At 66.5% G+C, this 16,780-nt stretch carries 17 protein-coding genes and 1 pseudogene; 7 read left to right on the forward strand and 11 right to left on the reverse strand.

The window, feature by feature from the left end; genetic code table 11:
• Positions 1–288 precede the first annotated feature (288 nt).
• Entirely contained in the window at positions 289–684 is a 396-nt protein-coding gene (locus ACE1OC_RS00325; RefSeq protein ID WP_407835198.1) for a hypothetical protein, read from the forward strand.
• An 809-nt stretch (positions 685–1,493) separates the two neighbouring features.
• Entirely contained in the window at positions 1,494–1,889 is a 396-nt protein-coding gene (locus ACE1OC_RS00330; RefSeq protein WP_407835199.1) for a hypothetical protein, read from the forward strand.
• 608 nt (positions 1,890–2,497) lie between these two features.
• Here ACE1OC_RS00330 and ACE1OC_RS00335 read toward each other — a convergent pair.
• From ACE1OC_RS00335 to cysC, 11 genes and pseudogenes are all read right to left on the reverse strand, one after another.
• A complete protein-coding gene (locus ACE1OC_RS00335) occupies positions 2,498–2,725 on the reverse strand; it encodes a hypothetical protein (RefSeq protein WP_407835200.1) in 228 nt (75 codons plus the stop codon).
• Positions 2,726–3,066: 341 nt separating this feature from the next.
• A pseudogene (locus tag ACE1OC_RS00340) lies at positions 3,067–3,250 on the reverse strand (AraC family transcriptional regulator); the annotation flags it as partial.
• A gap of 221 nt (positions 3,251–3,471) precedes the next feature.
• Positions 3,472–4,050, reverse strand: coding sequence for a maleylpyruvate isomerase N-terminal domain-containing protein (locus ACE1OC_RS00345; protein ID WP_407835201.1), 579 nt, complete (start codon positions 4,048–4,050; stop codon positions 3,472–3,474).
• Positions 4,051–4,230: 180 nt separating this feature from the next.
• Complete coding sequence (locus ACE1OC_RS00350) at positions 4,231–5,226, reverse strand: helix-turn-helix transcriptional regulator (protein WP_407835202.1); 996 nt, start codon at positions 5,224–5,226, stop codon at positions 4,231–4,233.
• A gap of 113 nt (positions 5,227–5,339) precedes the next feature.
• A complete protein-coding gene (locus tag ACE1OC_RS00355) occupies positions 5,340–5,627 on the reverse strand; it encodes a hypothetical protein (RefSeq protein ID WP_407835203.1) in 288 nt (95 codons plus the stop codon).
• A gap of 44 nt (positions 5,628–5,671) precedes the next feature.
• Positions 5,672–6,586, reverse strand: a complete 915-nt coding sequence (locus ACE1OC_RS00360; RefSeq protein ID WP_407835204.1) for an ABC transporter permease — start codon at positions 6,584–6,586, stop codon at positions 5,672–5,674.
• Entirely contained in the window at positions 6,573–7,340 is a 768-nt protein-coding gene (locus ACE1OC_RS00365; RefSeq protein WP_407841444.1) for an ABC transporter ATP-binding protein, read from the reverse strand. The genes ACE1OC_RS00360 and ACE1OC_RS00365 overlap by 14 nt, the downstream gene beginning before the upstream one ends.
• A gap of 167 nt (positions 7,341–7,507) precedes the next feature.
• Positions 7,508–8,662 (reverse strand): aliphatic sulfonate ABC transporter substrate-binding protein, encoded by a 1,155-nt coding sequence (locus ACE1OC_RS00370; protein WP_407835205.1) that lies wholly within the window; start codon positions 8,660–8,662, stop codon positions 7,508–7,510.
• Between the two features lie 2 nt (positions 8,663–8,664).
• Positions 8,665–10,014, reverse strand: coding sequence for a sulfate adenylyltransferase subunit 1 (locus ACE1OC_RS00375; RefSeq protein ID WP_407835206.1), 1,350 nt, complete (start codon positions 10,012–10,014; stop codon positions 8,665–8,667).
• A 2-nt stretch (positions 10,015–10,016) separates the two neighbouring features.
• On the reverse strand, positions 10,017–10,931 hold the full coding sequence (cysD, locus tag ACE1OC_RS00380; RefSeq protein WP_407835207.1) for a sulfate adenylyltransferase subunit CysD: 915 nt from the start codon (positions 10,929–10,931) through the stop codon (positions 10,017–10,019).
• The gene (gene cysC / locus ACE1OC_RS00385) at positions 10,928–11,539 is read right to left on the reverse strand and encodes an adenylyl-sulfate kinase (protein WP_407835208.1); all 612 of its coding nucleotides are present in this window, start codon (positions 11,537–11,539) and stop codon (positions 10,928–10,930) included. The genes cysD and cysC overlap by 4 nt, the downstream gene beginning before the upstream one ends.
• Positions 11,540–12,321: 782 nt before the next feature.
• Between cysC and ACE1OC_RS00390 the strand changes: the two genes are divergently transcribed.
• From ACE1OC_RS00390 to ACE1OC_RS00410, 5 genes are read left to right on the forward strand one after another with little or no spacing between them, the layout of a single operon-like run.
• Positions 12,322–12,450: a hypothetical protein gene (locus ACE1OC_RS00390; protein ID WP_407835209.1), complete on the forward strand. Its 129-nt coding sequence runs from the start codon at positions 12,322–12,324 to the stop codon at positions 12,448–12,450.
• Positions 12,451–12,502: 52 nt separating this feature from the next.
• Entirely contained in the window at positions 12,503–13,654 is a 1,152-nt protein-coding gene (locus ACE1OC_RS00395) for an acyl-CoA dehydrogenase family protein (RefSeq protein ID WP_407835210.1), read from the forward strand.
• Positions 13,655–13,677: 23 nt separating this feature from the next.
• Positions 13,678–14,103 carry a thioesterase family protein gene (locus tag ACE1OC_RS00400; RefSeq protein ID WP_407835211.1) on the forward strand — a complete coding sequence of 142 codons (426 nt, stop codon included), beginning with the start codon at positions 13,678–13,680 and terminating at the stop codon, positions 14,101–14,103.
• Positions 14,100–15,419 (forward strand): aspartate aminotransferase family protein, encoded by a 1,320-nt coding sequence (locus tag ACE1OC_RS00405; RefSeq protein WP_407835212.1) that lies wholly within the window; start codon positions 14,100–14,102, stop codon positions 15,417–15,419. Before ACE1OC_RS00400 ends, ACE1OC_RS00405 begins: the two co-directional genes overlap by 4 nt.
• Positions 15,416–16,735, forward strand: coding sequence for a peptide ligase PGM1-related protein (locus ACE1OC_RS00410; protein WP_407835213.1), 1,320 nt, complete (start codon positions 15,416–15,418; stop codon positions 16,733–16,735). The genes ACE1OC_RS00405 and ACE1OC_RS00410 overlap by 4 nt, the downstream gene beginning before the upstream one ends.
• The last annotated feature ends 45 nt before the right edge of the window (positions 16,736–16,780 follow it).

Below are 16,780 nucleotides of genomic sequence, written 5' to 3' on the forward strand. Positions count from 1 at the left end.
CGGTCATCGGGGTCGGTCACGCGGGCGCCGTGACCGATCAGCGGTGCGCCATCGGTCAAAGCGCACATCAGTGGCGTGACCGGTCCGTGCAACTGCGGCATTCCCGAGTGGCTTTGTTAATGAGAACGGACGGCAGATGTTCACGACTTCGGGAGGCACCTCTGTCCGGTGCTGTTCGATTACGGCAGCAGCGATCGAGCTTCACCCTCCACGGGGCGCCGCGTCGGCCGCTGCCCTCCCTCCGTGCCCTCGAACGCGGTTGCGGAAGCCAGGTGAGATCCTGCACGTGTGAACCATCTCGGCGACGAACGCCTGCGCAGTTGGACGATGCGCTTTATGGCCCTCCTGGCAGCCGACACCCCAGATCAACTTGCCTGGCTGGGCAAGCGTGAGGAGGACACGAAGGGCGTCGTTGAAGAGGTAGAGCTACTCTGCCGAGTCTCAGAAGGACTCGCGGAGCGCGGAGTCTTCAAGCCCGAGGATCTGCACAACCTTCGGGCCATCGGCCGTCGCCTCGGCGAGATCGATGCCGGCGGCCGCGTCGGCCTCTGGGACAACGCCCTGGCCACAGATCCCGTGTGGGACGACATACGTTCTCTCGCCCGCCAGTTTCTCCTCACGAGACTGGGCGACTGGCGCCAGCCACTGCCACCTCCCGTCCGCCCGCACACTGGCGACCGCTGAGCCGCCCAGGCCGCCTGCGCGACTCTGAAGCAGTCGGCGCCGCACACACGAGATCGCGAGACGTCGCGGCTACGCTCGGACGGGTGGCGGCAGGTAGGCCGCCGCACACCACCTGCCACTGAAGATGGACCGCCGCAGGTCAGTGAGGTGAAGGTCAGCACGGGCACAGGTCAGCGGATGGACCGCGGACGTACCCGGGCCGACCCGCTCTCGGAGCGTGCCGTACGTGAGCGTCGCTGGCATGTTCCGCAGGAGGCGTCCTCGACGGCTCCCGCGGCCTCGTCTCCCCAGGCCCGTCACCACGCGGTCGGGCTTGGTCGGCCAATCGCCGCCGTACTCCCGTTGGCTCCGATCCAGTCAGGGAAGTGAGCCACAAGTCCTTGTGCGACTGGAGCCCCTGCTCGCCGGAGCTGTGCCCCCTCCCTGAACCAGTTCGTCGGTTTCGGCCAGTGCGAACGGTCTTTTGGGTCACCGCTACCGAAGGCCCCGGCTCAGGAGACGTTGTCGCCCCACTCTGGAATCCAGTGCAGTCGCCGCCCGGCAAAGGGTCGGCAAGCGATCGGAACACTTCGGGGAAGGAACACATCATGGGGGTACGAGGGCGAATGCGCGGGACCGGTATCGCAATGGGGGCCGCGGTGGTGGCGGTAGCAGTGGCATCTGGGCCGGCGGCGAGCGCCGACCAGTGGCGGCCTCGGCCGGGGACCTTGTACATCTCCGACCTGCCCAAGACCGAGTCGTGGCGCGCGGCACCGGTCGCGCGGGGCTGGGGCATGTCTCACGAGTGTCTGGCGAACTGGCCGGAAGGCATGCCCGAGGTAAACGTCTGGCACCGGGACTTCAGCACCGCGGAGACCGCCTACGCCGAGCAGAAGGTGGTGGTCTTCGCCACCGAAGCGGAAGCCATCACCTTCGCGGAAGAGACCCGCAAGAGCTACGCCGAGTGCGCGAACCGCCCGCAGGAACCCGGGGTGACCGCCACCGGATACGACCACGGCGTACTCGACGTGGAGGAAGGGGCGACGTTGCACGGGATGTACACCTTCGACGCCGAGGCGTCCGACCGCCCGCACTACAACTACCTCTGGGGCGTCGGCCGCGACGGAGACACTGTCACCCTGAACATGTGGCAGAGCTACTGGGGGGACCCGCCGGTCACCGAATGGAAGAACACCTTGCGGACCGCCGTGAACAAGCTGTACTGACCCGCCACGCGGCAGGCAGAGCGTCCCCACCCTGCGTTATGAGAGGCGTTACCGCAGTCCAGGGCCACAACGCGAGCTCTGTTCAGCGAGCGTGGGGCCCGCCCACAGCACAGCTGGCTCACGTACGGCACGCTCCGAGAGCGGGTCGGCCCGGGTACGTCCGCGGTCCATCCGCTGACCTGTGCCCGTGCCGACCTTCACCTCACTGACCTGCGGCGGTCCATCTTCAGTGACACAAACAGCCATCAATCCAAGTTCGATGGCAAGCGGCCCGGCTTCGCTGTCACAGGTCAGCTTCGGTCGCGGAGTGTGACGGTCAGCCTTTGCTGTCGGGCGGGGTGTCACGCTGTCACGCCGAAAGGCCCCAGGGTGGGGGTGGAGGCCCAATCCGACACTCCGAACGCCTCAAATGCGGACACATTGTGATGGATGCTGTCGCGGTCGTCCGCCAGGCGTGACAGGGGGCGTGACACCCCTGATGTGACGGTAAGTAGTCGACTTCTGGGTTGTGACGGCCGGACGGTGCACCAGAGTTCCGTGCGGGCGCGTGCTGGCGACCGACGCACCACCAGCTCAGAAGGTGACGAGTTCGTCCTCATGGCCGCCGCTCATCCCCGGCTCGCCGCAGAGCCGGTGGCTCGGGCGAGGAAGGCGGCGAAGTCACCGACGGCTTCGGGGGCAGCGGCGGTGAGCCGGGCCGCGAAGCCCATCTCGGCGACATCGGCGTCCGGGACGAGGTGGGTGAGCGCGGAGAGCAGGGCGGCCTGAACGAGGACCGGCGCGGGCAGCAGCGTGGCGGCCACCTTTCGGGCGGCCGGGTCGGCGTAGTGCCCCAACTCGATCTTTGACGTCTGGGCCGTTGGTCAGCCGCTGAACGGGGTCGAGGTGATCCCAGGCCGCGTGGGATCACCTCGGCATGCGCCTGGTAGCTGACGGAGCCACGCCGACCTCGCGGTTGGTACTGGTGAAGGACTTCGAGACTGACGACGGATTCGCCTTCGAGCTGGCGAGTCCGTTTTTCCTGGCCGCCAGTGATCGAATCGCTTTCGAAGACGGCAGGCTTGTTTTCGTGCGGGCCAGCGGAGAGCGACTGTCACCGGCCGGCGACTGGTCAACTCGTTGCGGGCCCGGATCTCTGCGCCGCGAGTAGAGGTGCACGGGGGCGGTCCGCAGGGTCCATGACTCGGGCGAAGGTCTTCGGCGACAGGCCCACCTCACCGCGAAACCGCTCGGTGAGGTGCAGACGACCCAACCGAGTTCCGTCAGCGACCGCACCAACCTTGGACGCAGCCCCGCACAGCGACGAGTGGGACCAATCGGTGGACGAGCTCGGCGGCAGGCATGCCGTAGACGGCCCGAGCCCAGACCGCATGGGACCGCACGGTCGTCGAACTACCGGTCGGAACTCCCGTCGCTGGTGAAGTCATCGGCTGCCAACCCTTCGGCGTCTTCATGCGCCTCGACGGCCATCTCGACGCGATTGGCTTGGCCGGGGTCACCTCCATGACCCAATGCGGAACCCTTCCTCTTGCTGATGCACTGCTGAGATACGGCTCGTCCCGGCCGCCGGTCGTGGTTCCGATCACTCGGCTACTGCCGTCTGCCATGTCCATGAGGTTCGGCGCGCGCGGCCGTCCAGGTCGCCCCTGCCGGTACACCAGAGGAGAACCCGCGCCGGGTCACCGGGCGGGGCGTCGGGGAAGAGACGGTGGAGCACCGCGTCGCAGAGAGGGGCCGGAGGCAGCCACGACACTCCCAGCCCCTGGGTGATGTCATGGGTGTGCAGGAGGACCTCGGCGACACCCATCGCGGCGAAGCCCGATGGGTCGCAAGGACCGAAGTGCCACGCCCGAGCCTCCGGGCCGGTTGTGGCCAGCGCACTGGCGAGCAGCCCCGCGCAGGCGGTGACCACCTGGAGCACCTCCTGCGGGGAGCTGTCCGTGCGGACGGCGAGGTCGAAGGGCAGGTAGGCGGCCGTAGGGCGGGCGGCGACCTGCCCGGCGTAGGCGATCAGGTCATGGGCGATGTGGGCGGCCGTGGTCCAACAGCTCCATTCCAGCGAACCCGCCGGCACCGACCAGTCCTTCGCGTCGTGCGGTCCGAGTACCCGCACCATCTCGCTCACGGCCTCATTGACGTCTGGTGTGTCGATGTTGCGCATCAGGCGATGCTATGGCTGCAGGCGGGAGCATTCCGCCGCTCACGGCCGGGCCGCCATCGGGTTTGTGGGAGGCGAACCATCCTGGCGGGTGAACGTCAGCGTCAGTCAGCAGACAAAGTCCCCCGCAGGCCTCGCACATGCCACACCATTGGCTGCCTACAGGCACCAGCGCAGTGGGTATCAGATCCAGCCCCGTTGGGCGGCCTTGGCTCCGGCTTCGAACCGGCTTCCAGCCTCCAGGCGAACCATCAGGTCTGCCATCATTCGACGCACACTTCGAAGGGATACTCCTAGGCGCTTGCAGGCCGCCTCGTCGGTGAGACCGGATCCCAGGAGCCTCAGCAGCGCTTGCTCTTGCGACGTAATTCCCTCATCGGTTCTCTGGTCCGAAGTGCCCAACGGGTCTGCGAAGTTCCAAATACTGCCGAACATTGCGATCAGCGCGTCGACCACACCGGCCACTCTCACCAGCAGCGCTTCCTGCGATTGAGAATCGACCGGGATGATCGCCATCTCGCGGTCGATCACCGTCAGCCGTCTCGGGAGAACCGCGGCGGTCCGCACCTCACCACCGAGTTCAGTGAGCCAGGAGGCATAGTCGCGAGCAGCCCTGTCGTTGCGGATGCTGTCCAAATACAACGTCTGCAGCCTTACGCCGCGCTGCATGAGGCCCTCGTCGAGAACGCGGCTCGATTCCATTCCATCCGGGTCCAGGCGGGAGAGCGGAATAATCGCCAGGACTTCCGATGAAATGCCGAAAGAGAGTCGTTCCAAAGTCCCCCTAATCTCATCTACGCCTCTGAGGACTTCAATTCCCTCGGTTGCACCAGCATAGGGGTGTGCTCCGATCTCGGCGACCAGTTCGGAAGCTGCGACACTGCTCAGTTCCAGCTCGTGCTGCACCCGGAAAAGTTCGGCCTTACGTTGGGTGACCAGCGCCTCCAAGGCGACTTTGGGGCTGATCAGAACGGACTGCCGGGCAGTGCTCGTCGGCCTGACCAAGGCGAGGTCGGCGAGCTCGTCCATGCATGAGCGAACCACCTCGTCGTCCATCCCGACCCCACGGCTGATTTCCTGCACGCCCATCTCCGGATGGGTAACGATGGCCCGATAGACCCGCTCAGCGGAATCTGTGAGTCCAAGCCCCTCCAGGCCGCCCATCGCACACTCGCCCATCTTCTAGACCCTGATTGATTGCAGGCAATAGTATCACAAGCGATCTCGCCAAAATCCCTTAGCGGATTTCATTCCCCATCGCATTCAGTTTCCGCCTCCCTGATATCTCGCGGTCAGATGCCAACGAGTGGATAAGGGTTCATTTTGACGTCCAAGAGGTTGAAATCTTTGAAGGCCACCATCAAGGACTCCTCCATAGATTTCTCTGCTTCACTCAATGTGGCGGCGACGATGAACATGGAAACAACAAGCCCGCCGGGGATTGTCACGGCGCGAACATGCTGCACCGACCCACCCTTCGTGCATTCTTTTTTAATTGATTCGACGGCCGATGCGGCATGCGAGGAAAATTCCGAGTGAGAATCCCTTCGACTCTTCAGCTCGGCTCGAATGAGGTACACGACCTCACCTTCCCCTCTTTGAATCATCCGCCATTCGAAGCATCCTACAGATCATCCGAAATAATCCCTATCTTCTTGAAATGTGATCTCTGTAGGGGCGAGAAGATCAGAAGGTCGATGGAAATGCCGACGGCCAGGATCAGCAAGATCGCCAGGAACACACCGGGCATGTCGATGTTGTTGCGGCCGTTTTCGAGGAGCTGGCCCAGGCCCAGGCCCAGGTCGGGAGAGCTGGCGATGATCTCGGCGGCCATCAGGGAGCGCCAGGAGAACGCCCAGCCCTGCTTGAGGCCGGCCAGGTAGCCGGGCAGAGCTGCTGGCATCACCACATGCCAAATGCCCTTGAAACCGGTGGCTCCGAGGTTCCCGCCTGCGCGTATGAGCAGCGGCGGAACCTGGTCCACGCCCGCCAGCAGGCCGTTGGCGATGGAGGGAACCGCGCCGAGCAGGATCACCGCGTACATCATCGAATCGTTCAGACCGAGCCAGATCACGGCCGGCGGCACCCAGGCCACGGAGGGCAGGGATTGCAGGCCCTGCAGGATCGGGCCGATCGCGGCACGCACGAAGCGGATCCGGGCCACGAGCAGGCCCAGTGGCGTGCCGATCGCCAGGGCCGCCGCAAAGCCGAGCAGGCCGCGGGAGACCGAGGTCCACACGACCTCCAGGAGGGTGCCTTGCAGCCACATGTTCTCCAGGCCGTCCCAGACCGCGCCGGGCGGGGGCAGCGTGGTGGGCTCGGCGACCTCCGCAGTGACCAGGGCCTGCCAGAGGGCGAACACGAGCGCCATCGCGGCGACCGGCGGCAGCACCTTCTTGACGAGCACCTCGCGGGCCGGGGCGCGGCGGACCTCGACAGCGTCCAACGCGTCGAGTCCGGCCTCCAGGCCGGCGAGGTCGTCCGGGCGATCGCGGCCCGGGGCGGTCTTCCGCCCGAAGGCGGTCTCAGTTCTGGCCATGGCGACGGATCTCCCCACGCAAGTGCTCGGTGATTTCGAGGGACAGCTCTGCGACGCCCGCATCCTCGATGCGGCGCGGCTGCGGGATGGCCACCCGCCATTCCGTGGCCACGCGGCCGGGGCGGGAGGACAGCAGCACCACTCGCTGCGCGAGCCGGACGGCCTCGCGAACGTTGTGGGTGACGAAGAGGACCGACAGGCCCTCTTCCTCCCAGATGCGGGTCAGCTCGTTGTGGAGCACGTCCCGGGTGATGGCGTCCAAGGCCGCGAACGGCTCGTCCATCAGCAGCAGTCGGCTGTCCTGGGCCAGGGCCCGGGCCAGGGCCACGCGCTGGCGCATGCCGCCGGACAGCTCGTGGACCCGCTTGCCGTACGAGCCGCCGAGCCGGACCAGCTCCAACAGCCGCTCAGCCTCCGGCTTGCGGTCGGCCTTGGCCACCCCCCTTAGCCTCAGGGCTAGCTCTATGTTCTTCCCGGCCGTCAGCCAGGGAAACAGCGCGTGATCCTGGAACATCAGGGCCGGGCGCCCGCCGGGGGTCTCGATGGAGCCCGCGCTCGGCGCGTCCAGCCCCGCGACCAGGTTCAGCAGTGTGGACTTGCCGCAGCCCGAGGCGCCGAGGAGGGTGACGAACTCGCCGGGGGCGATGTCGAGGGTGATGTCGTCGAGGACGAGCTGGGGGCCGGCCGGGCCGGGGAACGACTTCGAGACGTGCTCGATTCGGGCGGCACGGGTGACTGCCGCGGTGGCGCCGATGTCGTCGGTGGATCGGGCGAGCGTGGCGGCCGTCACCTCCTGAGCTGATGGAGAGGGCGATGCCTGTGTACGTGCTGCATCCGTGGGCGTCGATGGCGACCGAGTCGCCACACCGTGCGTGAAAGCCATGCGAGGGGGGTTCCTTTCCGTGTGCGAGACCTGATCGGTCAACTCGTCCGGCCGAGACCGGCGTTGGAGACCTCGGGCTTGCCTGCGGCCTTCAGTACCTTGTTGAGGAGTGTCAGGTCGTAGATGCCGTCCAGGTCGGGCTCGTCTATGAGCTTGGTCTTCACCGCCCACTCCGACTGGGTCTTCAAGGTCGCGGCCAGCGGGTCGTCGGTGCTCGCGATCGAGGGCCATGCCGAGTCGACGACCCGGGGGTCCAGGGCCTTGCCGTTCAGGTTCTTGAGAGCTTTGTTCGCGGACTCCTTGGCCCTGTCCCTGTTGGCGTTGATCCATTCATTGGTCTTGACGGTGCCGGTGAGCACGGACTCGACGACGTCCGGGTGTTCGGTGAGGAACTTCTGCGACACGACGATGTTCGTGATCACGAACTTCTTGTCGGGCCACAGGGCGGTCTCGTCGAGGAGGACGGCGCCGCCGTCGGCGACGAGCTTGGAGGCGGTGGGCTCGGGGACCCAGGCGCCGTCGATCGAGCCCTGCTTGAAGGCATCGGGGGTGACCTTGTTGTCGGTGCGGACGACGGAGACGTCACCCTTCCCAGACTCCGGGTCGACCTTCCAGCCCTTCTCCGAGATCCAGTTGAGGAACGCGACGTCCTGGGTGTTCCCCTTCTGCGGGGTGGCGATCTTCTTCCCCTTGAGGTCGTCCAGGGTTTTGATCTTCGCAGGGTTCACGACGAGTTTGACGCCGCCGGAGGTGGAGCCGGAGATGATGCGGAGGTTCCTACCCTTGGACTTGACGTAGGCGTTGATCGACGGCGAGGGGCCGATGAAGCCGATGTCGAGAGAGCCGCCGTTGAGGGCCTCGATCTCGGACGGGCCGGCGTTGAAGGTCTGGGTCTTGGCCTCGGTTCCGCCTAGCTCTTTCTGGATCAGTCCCTCCTGCACTCCGACCAAGGCGGTCGCGTGGGTGAGATTCGGAAAGTAGCCGATCCGCACCTCGGGGGCGGAGAGCGCGGCGCGGTCCCTGCTCGCGGCTGCGTCCTTGCCAACCCGGTCACCACGGGACCCGGCGGCCTCGGACCCGTAGCCACACGAGGCCAGCACGGCCACCAACAGGCAGAGCGAAAGGGGAGCGAAGAGGCGGCGGCTCGGGATTCGGGCCTGCCCCGACCTGGTGGAGGTTTCGATGCTCTTCATGATCAGAAGTCCCACCCTTCCTCATCAGCTTGGACGGTTTCGTCTTCGGGCCCGGCGGTGGAGGCGAAGGATTCGCCGACCATTCCGGCCGCCAGGGTCGTGCCGTCCGCGGGGTCGATCAGCAGGAAGGACCCGGTGCGGCGCGAGTCGGCGTACGAGTCGAGCGCGAGCGGCTCGGCGGTACGGACGACGACGCGGCCGATGTCGTTGGCCACCAGCTGCCCGGGGTTCGGGTGCTGGGACAGGTCGTCCAGGGTCAGCCGCGAGGGGATCTCCTTGACGATCGCCTTCACCGTGCGGGTGGTGTGCTTGATCAGCACCCGGGCGCCCACGGCGAGGGGCTGGTCCGCCACGTGGCAGACCGTCGCCACGACGTCCTGCATGGTGGCGGGGGAGCTCGACGACGGCGCGATCAGGTCGCCGCGCGAGATGTCGATGTCGTCCTTCAGACGCAGGGTCACCGACTGCGGGGCCCACGCGATGTCGACGCTCTCGCCGAGCGCGTCGATGCCCTCGATGACCGAGGTGCGGCCCGACGGCAGGACGGTGACGGCCTCGCCGACGCGCAGCACGCCGGAGGCGATCTGACCCGCGTAGCCCCGGTAGTCCGGGTTCTCGGCGGTCTGCGGGCGGATCACGTACTGCACCGGGAAACGCGCCGGGCAGGCGGTGAGGTCATGGCTGACCGGGACCGTCTCCAGGTGCTCCAGCACCGTGGGGCCGCCGTACCAGTCCATGTTCGCGGAGGGCTCCACCACGTTGTCGCCGGCCAGGGCGGAGATCGGGATCGCGGTGATCTCCGGGACTCCGAGGCCCGTGGCGTACGCGGTGAACTCCTCGGCGATCGATGCGAAGACGGTCTCCTCGTAGCCCACGAGGTCCATCTTGTTGACGGCGAGGACCACGTGGGGGACCCGGAGGAGGGCCGCGACGGCGGCGTGCCTGCGGGTCTGCTCGATCACGCCGTTGCGGGCGTCGACGAGCACCACGGCGAGGTCGGCGGTGGAGGCGCCGGTGACCATGTTCCGGGTGTACTGCACGTGCCCGGGGGTGTCGGCCAGGATGAACCGGCGCCGGGCGGTCGCGAAGTAGCGGTAGGCCACGTCGATGGTGATGCCCTGCTCCCGCTCGGCCCGCAGGCCGTCGGTGAGCAGCGCCAGGTCGGGGGTGTCCTGACCACGGCTGGCCGAGACCCGCTCCACGGCTTCCAGCTGGTCGGTGAGGACCGACTTGGAGTCGTGCAGGAGGCGGCCGACCAGGGTGGACTTGCCGTCGTCGACGGAGCCCGCGGTCGCGAAGCGCAGCAGCGTGGTCGCCGAGAGATCGGCGAACTGCTCGGTGGTGGAGGTCATTTCTAGAAGTACCCTTCGCGCTTGCGGTCTTCCATCGCGGCCTCGGACAGCTTGTCGTCGGCGCGGGTCGCGCCCCGCTCGGTGAGGCGGGAAGCGGCGATTTCGGTGATCACGGCGTCCAGCGTGGTGGCGTCGGAGTCGACGGCACCGGTGCAGGACATGTCACCGACGGTGCGGTAGCGGATCAGGCGGGTCTCGGTGGCTTCGCCGTCCTTGGCGCCGCCCCACTCGCCGGCCGTCAGCCACATGCCGTTGCGCTGGAAGACCTCGCGCTCGTGGGCGAAGTAGATCTCCGGCAGTTCGATCTTCTCGCGGGCGATGTACTGCCACACGTCCAGCTCGGTCCAGTTGGACAGCGGGAAGATGCGCACGTGCTCACCCGGCGCGTGGCGTCCGTTGTACAGGTTCCACAGCTCGGGCCGCTGGCGGCGCGGGTCCCACTGGGAGAACTCGTCGCGCAGGGAGAAGACGCGCTCCTTGGCGCGGGCCTTCTCCTCGTCGCGGCGGCCGCCGCCGAAGACGGCGTCGAACTTGCGGCTCTGGATCGCCTCCGTGAGGGGGACGGTCTGCAGCGGGTTGCGGACGCCGTCGGGACGCTCGCGGAGCTTGCCGGCGTCGATGTACTCCTGGACGGAGGCCACGTGCAGGCGCAGACCGTGCTTGGCGACCGCGCGGTCGCGGTAGTCCAGGACCTCGGGGAAGTTGTGGCCGGTGTCCACGTGGAGCAGGGTGAACGGCACCGGCGCCGGCGCGAACGCCTTCAGCGCCAGGTGCAGCATGACGATGGAGTCCTTGCCGCCCGAGAACAGGATCACCGGCTTCTCGAACTCACCCGCCACCTCGCGGAAGATGTGCACGGCCTCCGACTCGAGGGCGTCGAGGTGACCACTGATAGCAGGCAGGGTCGCGGTCGTCATATCAGGCCCTTCTCCGCGAGGAGGTTCCATAGGGTGTCCGTGGAGGCCACGGGGCTTTGGGTATGGGCGTGGAGTCGGATGTCCGGCGCAAGCGGCGTCTCGTAGGGGTCGTCAACCCCGGTGAGGCCGGCGAGCTCACCGGCCAGCTGCTTCGCGTACAGGCCCTTGACGTCTCGCATGGAGCACACCTCGACTGGGGTGGCCACGTGTGCTTCCAGGAAGGCCAGCCCCTGCTTTTCGTGCCGGGCGCGCACCGAGGCCCTGCTGGATGCGTAGGGGGCGATGACCGGTACCAAGGTGATCAGGCCGCTCGCGGTGAGTACCTCGGCCATGACGCCGATCCTGCGGACGTTGGCTTCCCTGTCCTGCCTGCTGAAGCCGAGATCGGTGGTGACCTCTCGCCTCACCTCGTCCCCGTCGAGGACGTGTACGCCTCTCCCGACATCGCGCAGGCGGTCTGCCAGTAGCCGCGCGATGGTGGATTTGCCCGCACTCGGGAGCCCTGTAAGCCAGACCGTCGCCCCGCAGGTGCATTGTGGGGACAGGTGGTGCTCGTGGGGTAGGCCGGTGTCGGGGATGTGCCGAGTCGAAGACTCTGTCGGGTGCATCGGACCTCTCATTACTACGACCGCTCGGCGTCACCTTCGCTGACGTCTCGCAACCGGTCAGGGGCTATCGAATCTGGGTAGACCTTGATGCGCATAGGGGGCGGCGACATAACCGCGAGCCACCCCAAACATTCCAATCGATGATGTGGCACATTCCTGCGTCTTCTCTCTGTCTGAGCTGGCAGCAAGTTGGTTTGGCAGGTTGCTGCCCGGCGAACATTCCTATGAGTCCGCAAAGTCTGCACACTCAAGGACTACACACCGAAGCCCCGGAGAACCCCTTTTCAGGCATCTGCGATAAATGCGTTTAAATCGGACAATGACTCACCGGGTGGGCAGGCTTGCAGGCTTCATGACGGCCGCCTGACCTCGCCTTAGATTCGATAAAACAGCTGCAAACCGGACGAATGTATACGTGTTCACCTGCCGCGAAGAAGCGGCACTCCACGGTCCCCCCAAGGCCGTCGCCGGCGGGTTACGCCATCAACGAAGGAGCCTTGATAGGCCAATGAACTGGGCGTTTCCCAGGCGCCGCGAGGCTCGGCGGCCCGTAAGGCCACCCCCAGCACGAAACCCGCTGCCGCCGACCGAGCGCAGTCGGTGGGCGATAAAACGGGACATTCAATGCGATTCGTGACCCACAGGTGCCCCAGGCAGCAACCTGCCAGGGAAGTAGGTGCCAGTCGATCCGGATGACAGTCGATACGTGCGGCATGCATGGTTACGTCAGAACGCAAACAAGCAATCGTTTGCCGAAGCTACACAAAATCCCAGGAGACGAAATGAAGAAGCTCGCCGCCATCTGTTCTATCGCACTCGCCATTGCCATCGGCGGGGCTGGCATGGCCCAGGCCGATGAATCCGCCTCGGCGGCCGTTCCGGAAGTCGGCACGTACAGCCTCTACTGGTGATCCGAACCTTTTCAGGCCGCCTTCTCGATCGATCACAGAGGATTTGATAGGCATGGACAGGGAACGGTACTCGGATATCCGTGACCGATTCTTTCGGTTCGCCCAACAGGAGATCGCGCCCGGGAGTGCGGAACGCGACCTGAACGCATCCTTCGACCATGTGGTGTGGAAGAAGCTCGCGGAATCCGGATTTTGGCGGGTACACATCCCGGTGGAGCTTGGGGGCGAGGGCGGGGGCCTGTGGGACCACGTCGCCGCTTTCGAGGGCTTGGCCCGCGGTGCCAACGACTGCGGCCTCGTCCTCTCGGTGGCCGCGCACGCGGGGTTGGTGCAGCTCCTGCTCCATCACGGAACCCACGAACAGAAGCACGAGCTGCTTCCCGGCCTGATGTCGGGAGCCGTGGCCGCCACCGCTTCCACCGAGGCCGGCGGCGGCTCCCACGTCGCCGCGATCCGCACCACCGCCCGGCATCTGCCCTCCGGCGCGTTCGAGCTGTCCGGCGAGAAGAGCCACATCACCAACGCGCCGGTGGCCGACCTCATGATGATCGTGGGGCGGGTCCCCTCCGCAGGGAAGAAGGACATCACCCTCTTCCTCGTGGAAGCCGGTCAACAGGGAGTCGGGCAAGGAGCCCACGAAGACCTGATGGGGCTGCGCACCAGCCCCCTCGGCCCCATCGAGCTCGACAAGGTCGTCGTCTCATCCGACCGGCTCATCGGCAACGTGGGCGAGGGCCTGGAAAAGCTCTACTGGTGCCTGGCCTTCGACCGGCTCATCTACGGCATCGTCGTAGCAGGCCATCTGGGAACCGTTCTGGAGACCGCGGTGCACCGCATCACCTCCCGCAGCGCCTTCGGCTCCCTGCTCGCCGAGCACCAGTACATCCAGGACAAGATCGTCACTATGAAGGTGGCCATCGAGAGCTCCCGGGCCCTCGCCTTCGAGGCCGTGCACGCTCTCGACGACAACCGTGCCGACGCCGGCACGCTGGCCTCGTGCGTGAAGCTCATCTCCGCCGAGGGCATCGTCGAGTCCGCCCTCGAACTGGTCCAGATCTTCGGCCACATCGGCACTGAGAAATCCTACGGAATCGAACGCCATCTGCGTGACGCCGTCGCCTTCCGCATCGCCGGCGGCACGAACGAGATGCAGAAGAAGAACATCTTCAAGCACGTGCTGACCGACGTCACGGCGTCCAGGTGAGTCGAACACAGAGCGAGAACACAATGAGCAGTGAAGGCAGTGGCCTCAGCGCACGAGCTGTCCAGACGGTGGGGTCCCTCGACTGCGCCACCCAGTGGGGCAACGATGACCTGGAAGTCCTTTCCACCCCCTCGATCCTGGGGCACATGGAGCGGCTGTGTGCGCAGGTCATGGAGCGCTTCATGAATCCGGGCGAGATGAGCGTCGGCGTCAACGTCACCATGCACCACCGTGCGCCCACCCCCATCGGAGCGCAGGTCGAGTATCACGTCCAGACTGACAGCACCGACCGGATGGTCACGTTCACCTTCCGGGTCGTCGACGAGGGTGGCAACGTTGTCTGCGACGGAGAGCACTTGCGGGCCGTGGTGAACAACGCCAGGTTCCACGAGCGCATCACCCTCTTGCAGTCTCCGGCTTCCGGCACGGGTCCGGAGGTGGAAGCATGACGACCACGGTCCCCTCTCCCGGTCGAGTCGAGATCCCCGCACCTGCCCTGCCGGTGGCGGTTCGCGCACGAGGCGTTCGCGTCTACGACGAGGACGGCAGGGCCTACATAGACGGCAGCTCCGGTCCCATCTGCGTAAACATCGGGCATTCCGTCCCCGAGGTCCTCAAGGTCATGCGCGAACAGGCGGAGGAGATCACCTTCGTCCACCGGAGTCAGTTCGCCCATCGGGCCGTCGAGGGGCTCACCTCCGAGATCCTTTCCATCACGGGCTCCGATTTCCGCGAAGTCGTCTACACCAACTCCGGTTCCGAGGCGACGGAAACCGCGCTTCGCCTTGCGATGCTGCACCACCACCGCAACGGTCAACGACAGCGCGACGTGGTCCTCACCCAGTTCCCGAGCTACCACGGGATGACCGCCGGTGCGCTGGGTGTCTCCGGGCACCCCGCGCGACGTGCGGGTCTCGAACCCCTGCACGACCGGACTGCGTCAACGCTGCCGGTGTCCTCCTCGGACCCCGAACGGTTGCTTCCCGATGCCGGCGACTGGGAACGGGCCTTCGCGGAAATCGGGCCCGCCCGCGTGGCGGCGGTGATGGTGGAACCGGTGGGTGGGGCATCCAGCGGCGCCGCCGAGCTACCGGACAGTGTCTTTCGCCGGGTCGAGGAACTGTGCCGCGAGCACGGCGCTCTGCTGATCTCCGATGAGGTCATGACCGGGTTCGGCCGGGTCGGCCAGTGGTTCGGCTACCGCCGGGCGAACGTCGTGCCCGACCTGATCGTCACCGGCAAGGGACTGAGCGCGGGATACACACCCATCGGAGCATGTGTCGTGGGGCAGCGGGTGCTCGCAGGGCAGTCTGCCGCGGATCTGGCCTTCGGGCACACCATGAGCGGCAATCCGCTCTCCGCCGCGACGGCATTGGCCGTTTTGCAGTTCACTCGCGAGCACCGGCTGCCTGAGCGAGCCGAGCAGCTGCATCAGGTGGCTCGAGCCCGCCTGACCGCCCTCTCCTCGGAGTTCTCCTTCCTCGGCGAGCCTCGTGGTCGCGGGCTGCTCCAGGCACTGTCCGTCAACCGCGAGCACGCCGTCGCCGCGAGGCGCTCCGGCACACCGCTTCCCCAGCTCATCTGCACCCGTGCTCGGGAGCGCGGTCTGATCCTCTACCCCGCCGGCGCGCACGACCTCGCGCAATCCGTGCTGATCGCCCCGCCCCTGACCATCGGCTGCGCCGATCTGGATCTGCTGTTCACCAAGCTCGAGTCCGCCCTGCGAGCGGTGGCCACCGAGCTGGCCGAAGGAGAAGAGTCATGAGCCGGATACTCATCGGCAACGCCTACAACGAGCACCTCGTGTCCGACCACGACACCATCTCGGCGGAGGAACGCCCCACTGCGGGGAACATCGCGCTCCGCCTCTTGTGGCTGACCGAAGTGAACGACGTGGTGATCGTGCCCCAGGCCCCCGATCCGCAGTTCGTTCGGTACGTGCTCTCGCTGAAGGGCCTCGCCCCTGACGCGGTCTCGGTACTGGTGCCACCGCCTGGACGGTTCGGCATGGATGTACTCACCCGCGAGCGCCTCCTGGACGCGACGTTCCTACGTGAAGTCGCGGCGGTTGCCGAGCGGCGCGGAGTCGACACGGTCCTGCCCTACTGCTTCGACAGCACCATCGCCCGCTTCGCGCGACGACTGGATCTGGCAGCCGGCACACCCGGGTTCCGCTTCCTGGAGGCGGGCGGGTCGGAGATGCTCAACAGCAAGGCCGCCTTCCGTACTATCGCCTCCGGTGTGGGGGCGGCGCTGGTCGACGGAGTAACCACCGGTTCCCGCGAGCACGCCGAGTCGTTCATCGGCGAGGTCCTCGGGCGTGGCGCTCCGGTCATCGTCAAGCAGGACTTCCACCAGGGTGGCTTCGGCAACGACATCCTGACCCCGCGCGGGGACGTCGAGCCCATCGGCGCTCCTCGGGCCGTCCTCCTCGTCGACGAGGAGGAGATCGCACGGCATCTCGATCGATACTGGGCCGCGTACACCGGACGCGGCGCGCATCGTGTCGTCATCGAGGAGTACATCCCCGATTCGTTGCCCTTGGGCGCCGAGGTACACATCACCGAGGACGTCGTCGCCGTGCATCACGTCGGTGAGATGCGGATGGCGCCGATCTACGACGGCATGGCCATTCCCGGTTCCGTGGCCACGCGAGCCCAGCAGAGCTCCTACGTCGAGGCCATGGTGAAGCTGAGCGCACCGATCCAGGCCATGGGGTATCGCGGTGTGATCAACATCGACGGCATCCTCACCCCCGGAGGAGAGGTGTTCCTGTCCGAGTTCAACGGCAGGATGGGTGGCACCACACACCTCCACTGGATCGGCGAGTCGTTCCTGGGCGCCGACTACCAGTCGCACCGCCTGCTCGTGACGCGTAACCACTGGCACGTCCCCTCCTTCACGGAGGCGCTCGACGCCCTGGGCGCAGCGGGGCTGTCCTTCGATCCGCAGACCGGCCGAGGCGTGATCATCGCCTGCGATCACGTCCGGCAGTCCGGTGCCGTCGAGTACTGCGCTGTCGCGGAGTCCGCGGAAGACGCCGCGCTCATCGAGAAGAAGCTCACCGAGCTGTTCGCCTGACCTGCTGTCGCACCGAGACCGGCCGGCCTGTCAGGCCTTCCCTCT

Origin of the sequence: Streptomyces stoeckheimensis (genome assembly GCF_045822005.1) — a bacterium.
Classification (GTDB): domain Bacteria; phylum Actinomycetota; class Actinomycetes; order Streptomycetales; family Streptomycetaceae; genus Streptomyces; species Streptomyces stoeckheimensis.